Raw genomic sequence first — 17,322 nt, 5'->3', positions numbered from 1 at the left:
CCGGCCTAATGTTATAATAAACATGTGAATTTTCAGACAATACAAAATTTTAAACAGCGCTATGACATAAGACCATTTTCTAACTTTATTGGGGAACTTTATGCCTAAATCATCTCGTGACTTATTTTCACCGGATGTATTCGACCTCAAGTCGTTTATTTCTCCTTATATGATGGTCATTCCTCCGACGATTTTTGTCTTGCTGATCTGGTGGACCAATCAAAGTTTTGGTTTCCTGTTTACCCATACCGTGGCGGAACTGATTTCCATCATTATCGCGCTTACGGCGCTGATAGTGACTGTAGTATCGCGGCATTTTACTAAAAATTATTTTGTAGTTTTCATTGCGATTGCCATTGGCTGGTGTGGCTTTATTGATCTGTTCCATACCCTGCTCTACAAAGGCATGCAGATTCTTCCGTTGGACAGTGCCAATCAGGCCACGCAATTATGGATTGGCGCCCGCCTGTTGCAGGCTTTTGCCATGCTTGCCGCACCGTTCATGCTGACACGCGCGATCAAGCCCGTCGCGCTGAATCTGTTTTTTGGTCTGCTCAGTATCGGGATTGTGACTGCAGTCATGTTGGGTTTTTTCCCAACGGCCTTTGTTGATGGGGAGGGTCTTACCCCTTTTAAAATTTACAGTGAATATCTGATTATTGCGGTGCTGGCACTGGCGATAATACTGGTCTGGCGCCGCCGCGAATATTTATCGGCCCAACTGACGTTTGGGGTCAGCCTTTCCATGCTGACCATGATGGCCTCTGAATTTACCTTTACCCAATATGTATCCGTATATGCCGATGCCAATCTGCTGGGGCATATCCTGAAAGTTTATTCCTACTGGTTTATTTATATGGCACTGGTCGAGTCGACCATCAAAGAGCCTTTTAGCATGCTGTCCAAGGCGGCCAGTACCTATGACACCATTCCGGATCCGACCTATATTGTCAGTTCCAGCCACACTATTCAGCAGGTCAATCTGGCGGCAGCCCGGCTGCATGGTATTGCTGCGGCACAACTGACCGGATGTTCCGTGCATGAACTGGTACATGATCCTCGTGTAAAGACCGAGGATTGTCCGGTGTGTTCCAGACTGCAGCAGGCACCGCAAGAGTTTTTAATCCAGCTGACCTTGCCGGACCGCAAAACGGTCGAGTGTCATGTCGCCCCCTTTGCGGAACGCCTGGGCAAAAAACCGGTCTGGGTTATGGTGGTGCATGATATTACAGACCGCCAGCTTTTGCTGCAGGATGTACAAAAACGGGTCAAAGAAGTACGTTGTCTGAACCAGATCAACCAGCTCTGCAATAACACGCATAGCGACATGGCCAAGCTGTTGCACAAAGCCATGGAAATCATTCCTTCTGGATTTTCCTCTCCGGAAAGGATTCATCTGAGGATTGACAGTGACTGGGGCATTTTTGGCACCGAGCTTCCTGCCCAGATGCCCTATCTGCAGTCGGCCTTTGGCAATGACACCCAGAAATTCGGAAACTTAACCATCTGGTATGCTCAGGCACCGGATGTGCCCGCTTTTCTGGATGAAGAACAGAGTTTAATCGATCACATCACCAGCCAGATTACCGATGTTTATATCCGGTTACAGTCCCAGGGGCGGGTAGCACGTTTAACCTATCTGTACCAGCTGCTCAGTGAAACCAACCGGGTGATTGCGCATAGTCAGAACCAGCAACAGTTGCTAACTGAGTTGCAGCAGGTGCTGCTGAAGCTGGGTAGTTTTGCCAAAATTCTGATTGCGCTAAAAGTTGATGATCAGGCGGACAGTCCACTGGTGATTCAGTTCCATCATAATATTAGCGCCAACATTTTGCCCACTTTGCAGACTGCCTTGCAGCAGGAGCAGAATACTCCGTTGAATCAGTTGAAAAATACCAGCCCGGATGTGGAGGTTTATACCTATACCCTAGCCAATAATCCTGATGACAGTGTTTCTCCAGAATACCGGACCTGGAGACAGTATTTAAAACAGGAGCAGATCCGTCAAGCGGCATTAACGCCGTTGCTGTTACAAGGCCATTTCTGGGGGCTGGTCGGGCTGTACACCACAGGCCAGGTGGAATTTGATCAGGAGCAAATTCAGCTGCTGCAAAATCTATCCAGAGATATTTCATTTGCGCTGGAACGTTTTTCGGCTGAGCAGCAGCGTCAAACAGCTGAAACCTATTCGCAGCAGATGGAACAACGTTTCCAGCAGGTGTTTTTACAGTCGCCGGTACCGATGCATATTATTTCCATACAGGATGAACGCATTCTTGCAGTCAATCTGGCCTATGAAAAATGGTTGGGATACAGCCTGGAGGATTTCCAGGATCGGGAAGCCTGGCTGAAAAAAGTGGCACCAGATGCAGAACAAAGACAGTTTATGCAACAAAACTGGCAAGCGGCCTTGCAGCTGGCGAAAAATGGCAAACAGGTGCAGTTTCCTGAAATTACCCTGCTGGCAAAAGACGGTAGTCAGCGTATTGCGCAGCGCACGCTGGCAATTGTTGGTAATGATGCGATTCTGGCTTGGGCTGATCTGACCGCTATCAGGCAAACCGAGCAGGCATTAAGAGACAGCGAGCAGCGTTTCCGTAGCATGGTGGAACAAACCGTGGTCGGAATGTATGTACTGCGCGACAATCAGTATTTATACGTCAATCCAAGTTATGCCAACCTGCTGGGTAGATCTGCCGCAGAGCTCAACGGACATAATATTCAGGAGTTTAGCGATGCGACCCCAGATACTCTGGCGCTGATTCACCAAGCTGAGGATAAGGCACAGCCGGCAGAACACTCGAACCTGCCTTACACGATTCCCGTGCGACATCAAAATGGCCAGATCCGGGAATTTTCCCTGTATGCCCGTCCTATCCTTTGGGATGATGGTTTGCCTGCCGCGATTGTAATGGCGCAAGACATCACCGAGCAAAAGCAGGCACAAGACCAGATTGCCCGGCAGCTGGAACAGCTGGAGGCCACCATGTATGGCACCTTGCAGGCGGTATCGATTATGGTGGAATTGCGCGATCCTTATACCGCAGGCCATGAACGCCGTGTAGGCTTGATTGCCCGTGCGATTGCCAAAGAAATGGGCTGGGATGAAAAACGCTGTCTGCAGATGGAAGAAATTGGGCTGGTACATGACATCGGTAAAATTTCTATTCCTTCCGAGATTCTGACCAAACCTTCTCGTCTGACCCATCTGGAAATGGAAATGATGAAAGGCCATGCACAGGCCGGTTATGAAATTCTCAAGGATGTTCCTTTCAATATTCCGATTGCTGAAATCATTGGCCAGCATCACGAACGGATGGATGGCACCGGTTATCCTAAAGGATTAAAAGGTGATGAGATCTATCCTGAGGCGCGTATTCTGACCGTGGCAGACGTGATTGAGTCAATAGCTTCGCATCGTCCTTATCGTGCGGCTTTGGGGGTTGAGGTGGCTCTGGCAGAAATTTTACGTGGACGCGGGACGATTTATGATGCGGAAGTTTGTGATGCAGCAGTACGTTTAATTAATGAAAAGGGATATGTCCTGCCCAGTTAAACAGGCTAGATAATCATCAGGTGAATAGCAGCCCAAAAGCTATTCACTTTTTTTCAAGTTGAGTAACAGTCAGGATAGAATTTTATATTTTTTAATGCTTTAAATTGAAGCTCTAGCAAGCTTATGTTATTTATAATTCAATAAAAGGTAAATATTTGGAGTTTCACCAATGTCATACCAGAATATTTTAGTACCAGTCGATGGTTCAAAAATTTCTTTCTCAGCGGTAAAACATGCGGTCGAAATTGCTAAGCTCTTCAATAGCAGGTTGACCTTAATTAGTCTGGTTTCAGAAGATCCATTTACAGATGCAGATTTCTATTACTATTATGTATCTGCTCCAATGAAAGAACACTTTATCCAGGCCTATGCGAATGCAGAAGAGATATTAAAGCAAGCAAGTGAAATTGCCTATGCGGCGGGCGTTCAAGCAGAAACAAAAGTCCTAAAAAGCGTACTGCTTGAAGAAGGTATTGTTGAAACTGCCAAACAGCTTGAAACTGATCTCATTGTAATGGGATCGCATGGGCGTAAAGGTTTTAAAAAATGGAGACTCGGAAGTGTGGCCACAGCTGTACTTTGCTCAACGGAATTGCCAGTGATGGTCATAAAATCTTAATGTCTATATAAAATATACACTTAAAGTATAAGGAGTCTCAAAAATGGCGAATTCTAAAAAAGAATCTAAAACAATGAAAATTGATATTGGCATTTCTCATAGTGATCGTGCCAAAATTGTTGAAGGGTTATCCAAACTGCTAGCGGATAGCTATACCTTGTATTTGATGACCCATAACTTTCATTGGAACGTGACTGGGCCACAATTCAATAGCTTACATAACATGTTTATGACGCAATATACCGAACAATGGAATGCCCTGGATATTATTGCTGAACGAATTCGGGCATTGGGATTTCCTGCTCCAGGAACCTATAAACAATTTGTAAAATTAACTGCAATTAAAGAAGTAGAAGGTGTTCCTAAAGCCGAGGAAATGGTCAGCCTGCTGGTCAATGCCCATGAAACTGTTGCGCGAACTGCTCGAAGTCTCTTTCCCATCGTGGATGAAGTTAATGACCAGCCAACCGCGGATCTGATCACACAACGACTTGAAGTCCATGAAAAAACAGCCTGGATGTTAAGAAGCCTGTTAGAAGAGTAATGATCTACTGCTATTCAACCAGTAGATATCTCCGCAAGCTGATCAATCAAGCGAACCATCTGTTGCAAAAATAGATGGTTCTCATTTTTTTATAGATAAATTTGAGAGTGACTCACCCATACTTTAATGGTCAGCTTCACTGTTTGATCACTTCTATCATAAATTGAATCACATGGCTTTTGCCCTGATGCAATTTTCCTTCATAACGTTCTACATCTCCGACAAAAAAGTGAACAATATGATCGTCCTGAAATACTTCTAAAATCTCCTGAGGATCATACAGAAAATCAGGATTGCCAGGACCACCGGTTTTATAAGCAAATTGCGCTTTGGAATATACCTCACCAATAAAATGACCGTGATTTTTTAGTGCCTGACGTACACCCTGCAAGTTTTTTAATCGGGTAGCTGGATCGACATGACCAAATACACACAGAATATTGTCATATTGATCTTCTGGCCATTTCACTGTAGTCAAATCGACCTGCCGGGTTTGCAATTCAATCCCTTGTTCTTGTGCATATACCTGCGCATTTTCAAGAGCAACTTGAGAATAATCCCACGCCTCGGCACTAAATGCTAAATGCTTCTCTCTTGCTGTACGTGCTAAATATAGGATATTACGCCCTTCACCCTCTGCAATAGCCAAGGTACGGCCAGAAATCGTATAATGCTGGCTGATGTCCTGAATAAATACATTTGCTTCTGAGCCATATAAATGTCGTGTTTCTCGATAACGTTTGTCCCATTCTTGATGCATTTGTATCACCCTGCTATTCAGTAAAATCTAAAAATACCTCATCGATTGTAGCTACCCCAAACACATGTCGCTACAACAACAGCTTTGTCATCTTGCAGCATGATCTAAATTTTTTAATGCCAAACAACATGCACGACTAAAAGAAAATAAGCGCAAATTTAAAAAAATGAATTCTTTAAATGAGCAAATCAGCTAAAGGCTTTTGCTCTTAGAATCCCTGAAAAATCTGTTTGGCCAGGAGTGATCTGAAAATGGGGGAGTTATATCAATCACAATCTTGGCTACAGTACACTTCATATAGGGTCTGCATGATTTTTAGCACCCGTATATCGCTGAATTGATAAAAAATCTGTTTGCCTTCCCGTCGTGTCGATACGATCTGGCTGTTTCTTAATACAGTCAGCTGTTGTGACAAGGTGGGTTGGTGGATATCCGTACGTTGTTCTATGTGCTGTACATTCAGCTCGCCATCGACCAAGACACAGAGAATTTTAAGACGGTCAGGGTTGGATAAAACTTTCAGACAATCACTGACCAACTCAACTTGTGAAAAGTCTATTTGTGCTTTTAACGGTGCAGGGTTCATGTAGGTGTCCTGATAAGCCATGATGAGATACAAAAAAATCAGCATTTCCGCTTGAATATTTTTATTTATTATATAATATAAAAACATATATTGTAAATGAGTAGATTTATTATGCATGATTTTCTCATCGCATTTCTCGGCGGATTATTACTGGGAGTAGCGGTGGTCGGCTATCTCTATGTGCATGGCCGTATCGCAGGGATCAGCGGATTGATTGGACAGGTACTGAATCCACAGACCGTGTTTAAAACCCCTGCAATCTGGTTTATGTCAGGTTTGATTGTCACGCCCTTTATTTATGGATTATTTGTCCAGCCTGAGATCGAGTTGAATGCCAGTCCGCTGATGATGATCATCGCGGGTCTGCTGGTTGGCTTTGGTACGCGCCTGGGTTCAGGATGTACCAGTGGTCATGGGATTTGCGGGATGAGCCGTTTATCGAAGCGTTCTATCCTGGCCACCATGAGCTTTATGTTCGCTGGTTTTGTCACGGTTTATATCATTCGCCATATCACAGGAGCTTTCTAAATGAAGAATTTTCTGGCTTTCATTTTCGGCGGTTTGTTTTCTGTGGGGCTGATGGTCTCCGGGATGTCGAATCCGGAAAAAGTGCTCGACTTCCTAGATCTGTTTGGGGACTGGGATGCCAGCCTGGCTTTTGTGATGATGGGTGCAATTGCTGTAGCCTTTATTCCCTTTCAAAAAGCGCTACGCAGCCAGGCACCGAAAACGATCTTTAATGAACCGATCGATTTGCCAAAGAATAACAAGATTGATCCTAAACTGATTTCGGGCAGCCTGCTCTTTGGTATCGGTTGGGGGATTGCCGGGATATGTCCTGCACCCAGTTTTACCTTGATTGGTCTTGGGCATTATCAGGTTCTGTATTTTATTGTCGCGATGCTTGCAGGCGTGTTGATTCACCGTAAGTGGGCAGGAGCCTAATCATGTCAAATTCCCCAGTTGTAAAAGACTTTTTCCATGAAGATACCAATACGTTCAGTTATGTGGTGAGTGATCCTTCAACGAAAGCCTGTGCAATTATTGACAGTGTGCTGGATTATGATGCTGCATCTGCTAGCACCTCGACCACACATGCTGATCAGATCATTGCCTATGTCAAAGCGCAAGGTTTAACCGTCGAGTGGATTCTGGAAACCCATGTCCATGCCGATCACTTGACCGCGGCGCAGTATCTCAAAGCTGCACTGGGGGGCAAGATTGCCATGAGCCAGAAAATTGCGATGGTCCAGGAAACCTTTGCTGCCATCTACCATCTAGATATCAAGCAATGGAATACCCAGCAGTTATTTGACTACCTGTTTGAGGATGATGAGAAATTCCAGCTTGGTTCCATCGAGGCATATAACATTCCCACCCCTGGACATACGCCGGCCTGCCTGAGTTATGTCATTGGTGATGCCGTGTTTGTGGGTGATACCTTGTTTATGCCGGATTATGGCACGGCACGCTGTGACTTTCCGCGTGGCAGTGCTGCCATGCTGTTTGATTCGGTACAGCGCCTGTTCGAATTGCCGCAGACTACCCGGGTGTTTCTATGCCATGACTATTTGCCAGAAACACGGGATAGTTATGTGTGTGAGACGGATATCCAGACGCAAAAAAACCGCAATCTTCATATTCATCATGGCACGACCAAAGCTGAATTTGTCGAGATGCGTAACAAGCGCGATGCAGGTTTGAGTATGCCCAAACTGATTCTGCCTTCGATTCAGATCAACATGAAAGCAGGACAGTTCCCTGAACCGGAAGAGAATGGGGTTTCTTATTTAAAGCTTCCGCTGAATTACTTCAAATAGGCAAGTTTCAGGATTAAACCAGCAGGTTCTTTTGTTTTGAATCACTGGAGTCAAGAGAGGTATAGGTGTGATGTGGTTGATACTGGAAGGGCTGGCCATCGGTGGCTTGCTGGGTTTAACCGGTGCGGGTGGCGGTATTCTGGCTGTACCGGCACTGATGGCAAGTCAGGGCTGGACGGTAGCACAGGCTGCACCTGTAGGCTTACTGGCAGTGACCCTATCAGCACTGGTTGGAACATTTGAAGGTTTGTCCAAGCGCATCGTGCGTTATCGTGCCGCGTTCTGGATTGCGCTGATCAGTATTCCTTCAGCGCGTTATGGCGTGCATCTGGCTGGAATTATCTCTCCTGTATGGCTCACGCTGGCTTTCAGTTTGGTGATGCTGATCATCGCTTACCGGATCTTCTTTAATAAAGTCCATGATCATGGAAATGCACTGTGCAAGGTCAATCAAACGACTGGTCGCCTGATCTGGAATATGAAAACCGCATTGTCTCTCGGCGCCATTGGTGTTGTGGCAGGTTTACTGACCGGTTTGCTTGGGGTGGGTGGGGGATTCGTGATTGTTCCGGCACTGCGTAAAGTGACTGACCTGGATATGCGCAGCATCGTTGCAACTTCGCTGATGATTATTTTCCTGATTGGCGGTGTCAGTATTTATGTACACGTACTGGATGGCTTTCAATACCCTGTTTCGGTCACGCTGACTTTCGTTCTGGCTTGTATTGTGGGCATGTTAATAGGACGTCGTGCGATTCACCGGATAGACAGTAATCAGGTGCAGAAAATTTTTGCCACGACCGTGATGGGGGTGGCGATGTATTTAATCTATTCAGCGCTTATGGGCTAAAACAGCTGGTTGGGAATTTAAACTAAACCGCTTTTAATCTACCTAATCATAGTTTATAAAATATAAATGTGATTTTAATGGCTGAGGAAGAATGAAAATGATGAAAACTGCAGAGCAATTGATCCAGAATGCAAAAAGCCGGATTCAGGAAGTGAGCGTAGATGAACTGTTTGAAGCGCTGAAAAACCATAAAACCATTCTGATTGATGTTCGGGAACCGGATGAATTTCAGGCGGCAGCGATAGACCGGGCCGTGAATTATCCTCGTGGTGTTTTAGAAATGAGAATTCACCAGCATCCTGTGGCGAGCCATCATTGCGATACCCTGCAGGCACTGGAACATCTTAAAGATCAGCCGATCTATCTGATCTGTGGTACGGGTGGGCGCTCAGCATTGGCAACCGATACCTTACAGGATATGGGGTTTACCCAGGTCAAGTCTGTGCAGGGTGGTTATCAGGCTTGGCTGCAACAGGGCTATCCGGTAGAAAAATAAGCTATGGAATAGGTGAACAACTTTATTGTTGATTGTTTAATGTGAGAGGCAGTGATGAAATACAAAGAATTAACCCAGAACATTTCAGGCAGTTTAAGAACCTTAACTCAGGATTCACCTGATTTAATGAAAAGTTTTAATCAGTTGTCCCAGACGGCTATGCGCGACGGCGTGATTGATCCCAAAACCAAGGAAATGATTGCTCTGGGGATTGGTGTTGCATCGCGTTGTGATGGTTGTATCGGTTTTCATGTCAGAACTCTGGTTAAAATGGGGATGACCCTGCAGAAGCTGGAAGAGCTTTTAGGTGTTGCTGTATATATGGGTGGTGGACCGTCATTAATGTATGCCGCAAATGCACTGGATGCCTTTAAAGAGTTTTCTAGCTGATTGGATAAGGGGCCGAGAGGGCTGGCAGTCCTGCCGAGCTTAGAATCAAGCTGATGGAATAACAGCTGGACAAATCACAAAAAAACCTGCTTATTGGGGCTTCTTGGCATTGATCTTGATACGATTTCCTCATGCTAAAAAGTGCGCTTTAACAAGCGCACTTTTTTTGGCTGTATCTTAAGATTCAACTCAGCTTGAGTTGCTATGCTGCACTTAAAATAAAGTCAGCACAGGTTTTTTATGCTTCAGCGTACAACCACTTCTTCAACGGATTTATTGATCCGGTTTCTGCATATTGTCATCATGTTGAGTTTTACCGGGGCTTATCTGACTGGGGATGCAGAAGAATGGCATCAAATCCATATGGCCTTTGGCTATACCCTCGGAATCAGTCTGATATTAAGAATTTTATGGCAGTTTGGCGCTCCTCGACTGGCCCATACTCAGCCTTCAGCGCCAAGCCGACGATGGCAGGTGATCAAGCCCTTTGTACAGCGTTATTGGGCACAGCCGCAGCAATGGCTTTCGCCAACATTTTTAAAAGCCGCCAGTTCCAGCCTGTTTCAGCTCAGCATACTGGGTATTTTTCTCCTGCTGCCTTTAACGGTACTGGCCGGCTTTTTTACCGACTATACCTATAGCCACACTTTAAAAGAAATTCATGAGCTCTTTGCCAATCTGTTTTTAGCCAGTGTGTTGCTGCATTTGGTAGCGTTGACACTGAATAGTGTTCTGCTTAAAAAATGGCTGGCAAAACGGATGTTTTGGGGGACCGAATCGCATTCATGGTTCACCCTGTTTGCTGCACTCTTTTCACTGGGTGTGTTGATTGCTTTCTGGTTTTTCTATTTTAGCTAAGCTTATAAGAACGCAGAACAGAGAAGGAGATGATATTCAAACATCTCCTTTGACACATTGAGAGGGTTCATAACATCAAATGACAAAGCATTGATGGAATGGATCGTTTAAATGGGATGAGTTCTGATAGGGGGTGGAGTAATGAAAGTCATTAAGTTTTTAGCTTATTGGATAATCACCATTATTCAGTTTTTTGGAGTTTATACCTATTTCAATGAGGTACTTGATTGGCATGGTATAGTGGGAATAATCGTGGCGATTATTACAGCGGGGATTCCTGTTGTTGGTACGACTGTGGGGGTGCTTGGGGTACATTATGGATGGGACTGGACTTGGCCTGCAGCTTTGGCATTGTACTTATGTCCGTACATTTTGGTGGGCCTGATTATTCTTTTATATACCCTGTTTGATCATTGATCGCTCGTAGCATGACGGGTCTGAAACCCAGCCCATTCTGCGCTGTCTGCTGCTATGGATTGATGAAGCCACAGCAGCAATGCCGCATACGCTGCTGTGACAGAATCAACTCATAATCCGTTGGTCCGCATGGGCTACCCCTACATTAAAACGTGGGAAATTCTGCATATATTGTTTTTAAATGGTTTCTAGCTATTGAATTTCAGATAACAGCTATTGTGTTAATTTTATAAATTTTTAATAAAAACAAAAAATATATCAATTTAAGAAAACTCTCTTAGGATTAGATCTCGATGGCTTTTTAATATCCAGTAGGTATCAAACAATCAAACAATCAAACAATGGGCTAAATTAATTAAAAAAAGACATTTTAGTTGTTTGGCTCATTGCAAAAGATAAACGAACATCCAATTTTATAAAAATTTTAGCAGTAATAATTGCTACTTATATTTTATTACCTATTGATCTAATTCCTGATAAATTAATGTTTTTTAACAATTTAAGTGATTTATGCCAGTTAGTTTTTTTTCAAACAATTTTATAATTTTAATGGCAAATTAGGGATTCAGTACACCTAATGAATGGAAGTCTAAAACTAACTAGAAAAATTGAGGAAAATTATGGGTGCTTTAACAGGATTTAAAGTTCTTGATTTAAGTAGAATTCTGGCAGGGCCGTGGTGTAGTCAAATACTAGCAGATCTAGGCGCAGAGGTGATTAAAGTTGAGAGACCTTTTCAGGGAGATGATACCCGTATCTGGGGACCTCCTTTTTTAAAAAAGGATCAGGGTGATGAGACTGGTGAATCTGCTTATTATCTATCTGCGAATAGAGGAAAGTATTCAGTCGCCATTGACATTGCAACAGAAGAAGGTCAGACGCTAATTAAAAAAATGGTCTTAGACTGTGATGTGCTGATTGAAAATTACAAAGCTGGCTCATTAAAAAAATATGGTCTGGATTATGAAAGCCTGAATCAACTCAATCCTAAATTAGTGTACTGTTCGATCACAGGTTTCGGACAAACAGGCCCACGCGCCGCTGAACCGGGATATGACTTTATTATACAAGGCATGGGCGGCATGATGAGTGTCACAGGTGAACGTGATGATTTACCCGGAGGTGGGCCGCAGAAGGCAGGTCTGGCATTTGCAGATTTAACTACAGGCTTATATGCTGCAATTGCCATTCAGGCCGCATTGCTTTCACGAGTGAGTACTGGTGAAGGTCAGCATATTGATATGGCGCTCCTAGATACTCAAGTGGCTTCTCTTTCGGTATTAGCAATGAATTATTTAACGTCAGAAAAAATACCGGGCCGTTTAGGGAATGCACATGCCAATATTGTCCCGTACCAAGTCTTTAAGGCGAAGCAAGGTGAGTTTATTATCGCTTGCGGTAATGACCAGCAGTTTCAGATGTTATGTGACAGTATTGGCCTACCAGAACTTTCTCAAAATCCGAAATTTGTAAAAAATAAGGACCGTGTGACCCATCGTGAAGAAATTACCGCGTTATTGCAGCAGCATTTTATGACTCAACCCGCACAGTATTGGATCGAACGTATTCACGCGGTGAAGGTTCCGGTTGGTATGATTAATGATTTACAGCAAGCATTAGAAGAAGAGCAGGTGATATCCCGTAAAATACTCGTCAGGATGGAGCATCCATTACGTTCCGATTATCTTTCAATTGGTTCACCCATTAAATTGTCTAAAACCCCAGTCCAATATGTTAAAGCACCCCCTTATTTGGGTGAGGATACTGACAAAATTTTAAACCGTTTTGTTTCTGAAGATGAATTGAAAGCTTTAAAGCATAAAAATATCATTCAGCAAGGCTAAAGTAAAAGGCACGTTATGTGCCTTTTAATCTTTTGATTTTAATCACAGAAAACAGCAAACTCTTCGGCAGGAACACGCGGTGTATGTAATTGATTCACTGCTTGAGTTTGATCGGCATATCCCAACGCCACAACGCAAACTAATTCTTCATTTTCCGGAATGTCAAGAACCTTGGCTACAATTTGATGAAATGGGTTCCATGCGGCTTGAGGGCAGCTATCAATTCCACGTGCTTTGGCTGCAATCATGACATTTTGAATCATCATCGCAATGTCCATTTTTGAGCCAGTTTCTAAAGTCGTGCTTAAAGTAAAAAATAGGCCTACGGGAGCATCAAATAACTGATAATTACGTAAATGTTGCTGCTGCATTTTCTGCTGTTCACCTTTTTTAATATCTAGCAAACCGTAAAGTCCCCAGCCGTTTTCACGGCGGCGCTCAATAAATGGCGACGTCCATTGCTCGGGATAATACTTAAACGTTTCTTGATGACGGCTCGCAGTTTCAGGCTGCTCAAAAATCTGACTTTGCGCTGCACAGACCTGCTGAATCAGCTCTTTGCGTTTTTGGCCAGTCACAACATAAACTTTCCAAGGCTGAATATTGTTGCCTGACGGTGCACGGCAGGCGATGTTTAAAATATCTTTGATGGTCTGTGTATCAAGTGGGGTATTTTTAAAAGCACGTACAGAATGCCTTGAGCTAATGGTTTGATCCACCAAGTTATGTTGCTGCATTCGAAACTCCTTTTAATCTTCATATTTTGATTTTATGTAACTTTATAAATTTTATCAGTTCAAACATTAGGCATTGCTAGAAATAAAAATCGTATTAATTCGTGTCAGCATCAGGTCGTGCAAGGTCAATCTGCTTGAGGCCTGTATTCAACTTGTTGAGTAAGTGAATTAAACTGGCTAAATCATCCAAGGCAAAGCCAGACATTGCTTGACGGTAGAACTGAAAAAATTGTTCCTGTAAGTCGAGCCAGCTTTGTTGTCCGGATGGCGTGAGAGCTACATTTTTAGCCCGTTTGTCTTGATGAGAGGTGACACGCTGTACACTGCCTTCACGCTCTAATCGTTTTAAAACATTGTCTAAACTTTGCCGGCTAATCCCTAAGTATTCGGTTAAATCGGAAAATGACATGCCTGCATTATTGAGGTGCGGGCGTGAAAGCGCGCCCATCACAGCCCAATGAACGGGTGAAATACCAAGTTCATTTAAACATTGGCGATCAAGACTATTGCCTACCTGAAATAATCGAAAAAACAGCCGATTATGAATCATATATAAAGATTGATCGTAAATTCCAAGTTTTGAATCAGACATAGTTATTAAGCACGTTTTCTATTGATATTTGCAGCTAGTATATCGGCTTAGAATATAAGTACAGTTATTTTTGAGAAAAATTCGCTGCCCGTTTTTCTAAAAACGCCTGTATGCCTTCAGCAGCATCAGCACTTTGGCTGCATTCCACAAAAAGTTCGGCTTCCAATTCAAGTCCTTGATGAAGATTTAAATCGGATGCGGATTGAACCGCTTGCATAATTTGCTGAATCGCTGCTGGAAATTGCATTGCCAATGAATCTAAATAGGCTTTTCCGCTTGCAATCGGATCTTGCATTTCTATAATCTGATTCACCAAGCCGATGTTATAGGCTTCTTCTGCAGACACAATTTTGCCGCTGGCAACCATTTCAAGCGCTTTTGATACGCCAATTAAACGCGGTAAGCGCTGTGTTCCGCCATAGCCAGGAATTAAACCGAGTTTTATTTCAGGAAGTCCAAGACCTGCATCAGGGCTGCATATTCTAAATGTACAAGCCAAAGCCAGTTCAAGTCCGCCACCCAAAGCTATGCCATGAATACAGGCCAGTGTTGGAAATTTTAATTCATGTATTTGCTGAAATAATGCCTGACCTGTTTGTATTTTATGCAGATGTTCTGCAGGACTTTTATTCAGTAATTCTGTAATGTCTGCACCTGCACAAAAGGCTTTGCCTTCACCCGTGAAAATGGCTGCACGCAGATTCAGTGCTGAAATTTCGGACACAATTTCCTGTAATTTTTCAATCATATCTGCATTTAATGCATTTCTTGCTTCAGGGCGGTTCAATCGAATAACCGCAATATTGTTTTCATAGTGAAGTTCAGCAGGCATGTTCCATTTCCTTGGAAAATCAGATTTATAAAAAGCATAGGCTGAATCTTATTTATGTCAATATATAAATATAAATTAATTAAAAAAATACCGTTTATTAGGGTTTTATATTTATATATATGTAATGGTATTGACATAAAAAAATAATTCACTAATCTGAACTGACTGTTTATTCAACAAGTTCGGGTTTTAGTTTCTGTCAGAAATATCCAGAATACAATTGGGTGCCTATAGCTGATAGATTGCTAAAAACAGTAATGAACTAAAACAACAATAACAATCAAGGAGTTGATTGATGAGTCAAGTCGATATGCAGAATTTAGCGAGTGAAGCTAAATTCAACGGTTTTCATGCCACAGTTTTAATATGGTGCATGCTGGTTATTATTCTCGATGGATATGATATTTCTGTTGCAGGTGCAGCTTTACCTTCGATTATGGAGCAAATGAATGTAAGTGCTTCAACTGCTGGATTTATGGCGAGTTCAGCGCTATTTGGAATGATGATTGGTGCTATTTTTTTTGGTGGTCTCGCCGATAAAATTGGCCGTCGCTTAACCATTGCCATTTGTGTATTTTTATTCAGTGCCTTTACTGCGATTGCAGGTTTAACCGATGATCCTGTGACATTCAGTATCGTGCGTTTTATTGCGGGATTAGGCATTGGTGGTGTGATGCCGAATGTGGTTGCGCAAATGACGGAATATTCACCAAAGAAAGTGCGTAATGTCATGACCTCATTGATGTTTTCGGGTTATGCCGTAGGCGGAATTTTAGCGGCGGTTTTAGGCAAGCAGTTTATTGTGCAACATGGCTGGCAGGTGGTGTTCTATGCTGCAGGTCTACCGGTCATTTTGCTGCCTTTTATTTTAAAATCTATGCCGGAATCTGTGGTTTATTTGGTGAAGCACAATAAACAGGCTGAACTGCGTAAGATTGCAGAGCAAATTGCACCGCAAGCACAATTCCCTGCGGATGCAGTTTTTGTCAATGGTTCATCAAATAGTAATCTAAAACCAACAGTGGGGCTGTTATTCAGTGACGGACGTACTTTTAGTACGCTGATGTTTTGGGTGGCATTTTTTACCTGCTTGTTTATGGTTTATGCACTAAGCACTTGGCTCACCAAGTTAATGGCAATGTCAGGCTATTCATTGGGTTCAGCACTTACTTTTGTGATAGCTCTGAATATTGGCGCAATTGTTGGCGCAGTCGGCGGCGGCTGGTTAGCAGACCGCTTCCACATTAAATGGGTGCTGGTCATTATGTATGCCTTGGGCAGTGTCTTTCTGTATTTAATGACCTTACCTATGCCGATTACCATGCTGTATTTGATTATTGCTGTTGTGGGCGCTTGTTCAACAGGTGCGCAAATCGTTGCATATTCATACTGCGGTCAATTTTATCCAAGCGTGATCCGTTCAACAGGAATTGGCATGGCATCAGGTGTTGGGCGTTTAGGCGCAATTGGCGCACCGCTATTAATTGGTTTTATTGTGGCTTTAAATTTACCGATTCAGCAAAACTTTTTTGTGATTGCTTTGGCAGGTTTAATTGGCGCTGTGGCTTTATCTTTAATTAATCATAGACGTGCAGATATGGCGCAAGTACAGAGTAAAACCAATTTTAATTTAAAAGCTGAGGAAGCGTAAAATGAAAACAGTGGTTGCTGTAAAACGTGTGGTTGATGCCAACGTTAAAGTTCACGTTAAACCGGACAACAGTGGTGTTGACTTAACCAACGTTAAAATGTCAATTAACCCATTCTGTGAAATCGCAGTGGAAGAAGCGGTTCGTTTAAAAGAAAAAGGAACTGTTTCAGAAATCGTTGTGGTTTCTATTGGTCCTAAAGAAGCGCAAGAACAAATCCGTTCTGCCATGGCGCTTGGCGCTGACCGCGGTATTCTGGTTGAAGCGGATGACAGCCAACTCGGTGCTTTGGAAGTTGCTAAAATCCTGAAAGGTGTTGTTGAAGCTGAACAACCACAATTAATCCTTCTAGGTAAACAGGCCATTGATGACGACTCTAACCAGGTTGGTCAGATGCTTGGCGCTCTACTTGGCGCAGGTCAAGGTACATTCGCTTCTGAAGTGAAAGTTGATGGCGACAAAGTACAGGTCACTCGTGAAGTTGACGGCGGTTTACAAACTGTTGAGCTTGCACTTCCAGCAATCATCACCACGGACTTACGTTTGAACGAGCCACGTTATGCAGCTCTGCCAAACATCATGAAAGCGCGTAAAAAACCGCTGGATACCAAGTCTCCTGCAGATTTCGGTGTTACTACGACAACTAAACTTAAAACAGTTAAAGTTGAAGCTCCTGCTGAACGTAAAGCTGGCGTACAAGTGAAATCTGTAGATGAGCTTGTTGACAAACTTAAAAACGAAGCGAAAGTGATCTAATACAGAAGGATAAAAT

19 protein-coding genes are annotated in these 17,322 nt (G+C 43.2%); 14 read left to right on the top strand and 5 right to left on the bottom strand.

Annotated features, from left to right (window positions below; genetic code table 11):
* Window positions 1–100: 100 nt before the first annotated feature.
* The 3 genes from B9T29_RS14850 to B9T29_RS14840 all read left to right on the top strand — a co-directional run bounded on the left by B9T29_RS14850 (window position 101) and on the right by B9T29_RS14840 (window position 4,719).
* The gene (locus B9T29_RS14850) at window positions 101–3,556 is read left to right on the top strand and encodes an MASE3 domain-containing protein (protein WP_086176668.1); all 3,456 of its coding nucleotides are present in this window, start codon (window positions 101–103) and stop codon (window positions 3,554–3,556) included.
* 169 nt (window positions 3,557–3,725) lie between these two features.
* A complete protein-coding gene (locus B9T29_RS14845) occupies window positions 3,726–4,175 on the top strand; it encodes a universal stress protein (RefSeq protein WP_086176667.1) in 450 nt (149 codons plus the stop codon).
* A gap of 43 nt (window positions 4,176–4,218) precedes the next feature.
* Window positions 4,219–4,719: a Dps family protein gene (locus tag B9T29_RS14840; RefSeq protein ID WP_086176666.1), complete on the top strand. Its 501-nt coding sequence runs from the start codon at window positions 4,219–4,221 to the stop codon at window positions 4,717–4,719.
* 136 nt (window positions 4,720–4,855) lie between these two features.
* On the opposite strand, the gene B9T29_RS14835 is transcribed toward B9T29_RS14840, so the two are convergent.
* Complete coding sequence (locus B9T29_RS14835; protein WP_086176665.1) at window positions 4,856–5,479, bottom strand: class I SAM-dependent methyltransferase; 624 nt, start codon at window positions 5,477–5,479, stop codon at window positions 4,856–4,858.
* Between the two features lie 265 nt (window positions 5,480–5,744).
* The gene (locus B9T29_RS14830; protein ID WP_086176696.1) at window positions 5,745–6,065 is read right to left on the bottom strand and encodes an ArsR/SmtB family transcription factor; all 321 of its coding nucleotides are present in this window, start codon (window positions 6,063–6,065) and stop codon (window positions 5,745–5,747) included.
* A gap of 111 nt (window positions 6,066–6,176) precedes the next feature.
* On the opposite strand from B9T29_RS14830, the gene B9T29_RS14825 reads away from it, so the two are divergent.
* The 9 genes from B9T29_RS14825 (at window position 6,177) to B9T29_RS14785 (ending at window position 12,740) form a co-directional block, all read left to right on the top strand.
* Complete coding sequence (locus B9T29_RS14825) at window positions 6,177–6,593, top strand: YeeE/YedE family protein (protein ID WP_086176664.1); 417 nt, start codon at window positions 6,177–6,179, stop codon at window positions 6,591–6,593.
* Entirely contained in the window at window positions 6,594–7,010 is a 417-nt protein-coding gene (locus tag B9T29_RS14820) for a DUF6691 family protein (RefSeq protein ID WP_086176663.1), read from the top strand.
* Window positions 7,011–7,012: 2 nt separating this feature from the next.
* Window positions 7,013–7,885 (top strand): MBL fold metallo-hydrolase, encoded by an 873-nt coding sequence (locus tag B9T29_RS14815; RefSeq protein WP_086176662.1) that lies wholly within the window; start codon window positions 7,013–7,015, stop codon window positions 7,883–7,885.
* A gap of 70 nt (window positions 7,886–7,955) precedes the next feature.
* The gene (locus B9T29_RS14810) at window positions 7,956–8,735 is read left to right on the top strand and encodes a sulfite exporter TauE/SafE family protein (protein ID WP_086176661.1); all 780 of its coding nucleotides are present in this window, start codon (window positions 7,956–7,958) and stop codon (window positions 8,733–8,735) included.
* A 100-nt stretch (window positions 8,736–8,835) separates the two neighbouring features.
* Window positions 8,836–9,231 carry a rhodanese-like domain-containing protein gene (locus B9T29_RS14805; protein WP_086176695.1) on the top strand — a complete coding sequence of 132 codons (396 nt, stop codon included), beginning with the start codon at window positions 8,836–8,838 and terminating at the stop codon, window positions 9,229–9,231.
* 54 nt (window positions 9,232–9,285) lie between these two features.
* Entirely contained in the window at window positions 9,286–9,621 is a 336-nt protein-coding gene (locus tag B9T29_RS14800; RefSeq protein WP_086176660.1) for a carboxymuconolactone decarboxylase family protein, read from the top strand.
* Window positions 9,622–9,861: 240 nt separating this feature from the next.
* Window positions 9,862–10,479, top strand: coding sequence for a cytochrome b/b6 domain-containing protein (locus tag B9T29_RS14795; protein WP_086176659.1), 618 nt, complete (start codon window positions 9,862–9,864; stop codon window positions 10,477–10,479).
* Between the two features lie 252 nt (window positions 10,480–10,731).
* Window positions 10,732–10,896 carry a hypothetical protein gene (locus B9T29_RS16650; RefSeq protein WP_228146624.1) on the top strand — a complete coding sequence of 55 codons (165 nt, stop codon included), beginning with the start codon at window positions 10,732–10,734 and terminating at the stop codon, window positions 10,894–10,896.
* A gap of 620 nt (window positions 10,897–11,516) precedes the next feature.
* Window positions 11,517–12,740, top strand: a complete 1,224-nt coding sequence (locus B9T29_RS14785) for a CaiB/BaiF CoA transferase family protein (protein WP_086176657.1) — start codon at window positions 11,517–11,519, stop codon at window positions 12,738–12,740.
* A 38-nt stretch (window positions 12,741–12,778) separates the two neighbouring features.
* Here B9T29_RS14785 and B9T29_RS14780 read toward each other — a convergent pair whose 3' ends face one another.
* From B9T29_RS14780 to B9T29_RS14770, 3 genes are all read right to left on the bottom strand, one after another.
* Entirely contained in the window at window positions 12,779–13,477 is a 699-nt protein-coding gene (locus B9T29_RS14780) for a nitroreductase (protein WP_086176656.1), read from the bottom strand.
* A 94-nt stretch (window positions 13,478–13,571) separates the two neighbouring features.
* The gene (locus B9T29_RS14775) at window positions 13,572–14,069 is read right to left on the bottom strand and encodes a MarR family winged helix-turn-helix transcriptional regulator (protein WP_086176655.1); all 498 of its coding nucleotides are present in this window, start codon (window positions 14,067–14,069) and stop codon (window positions 13,572–13,574) included.
* Between the two features lie 64 nt (window positions 14,070–14,133).
* A complete protein-coding gene (locus B9T29_RS14770) occupies window positions 14,134–14,901 on the bottom strand; it encodes an enoyl-CoA hydratase/isomerase family protein (RefSeq protein WP_086176654.1) in 768 nt (255 codons plus the stop codon).
* 295 nt (window positions 14,902–15,196) lie between these two features.
* Here B9T29_RS14770 and B9T29_RS14765 point away from each other — a divergent pair, with 295 nt between their 5' ends.
* Together B9T29_RS14765 and B9T29_RS14760 are read left to right on the top strand one after the other, a co-directional pair.
* On the top strand, window positions 15,197–16,552 hold the full coding sequence (locus B9T29_RS14765) for an MFS transporter (RefSeq protein WP_086176653.1): 1,356 nt from the start codon (window positions 15,197–15,199) through the stop codon (window positions 16,550–16,552).
* 1 nt (window position 16,553) lies between these two features.
* Window positions 16,554–17,306, top strand: coding sequence for an electron transfer flavoprotein subunit beta/FixA family protein (locus B9T29_RS14760; protein WP_086176652.1), 753 nt, complete (start codon window positions 16,554–16,556; stop codon window positions 17,304–17,306).
* Window positions 17,307–17,322: the final 16 nt, after the last annotated feature.

The organism is Acinetobacter sp. ANC 3903 (genome assembly GCF_002135315.1).
Taxonomy (GTDB): Bacteria; Pseudomonadota; Gammaproteobacteria; order Pseudomonadales; family Moraxellaceae; genus Acinetobacter.
This window is presented reverse-complemented; position numbering and strand designations above follow the sequence as displayed.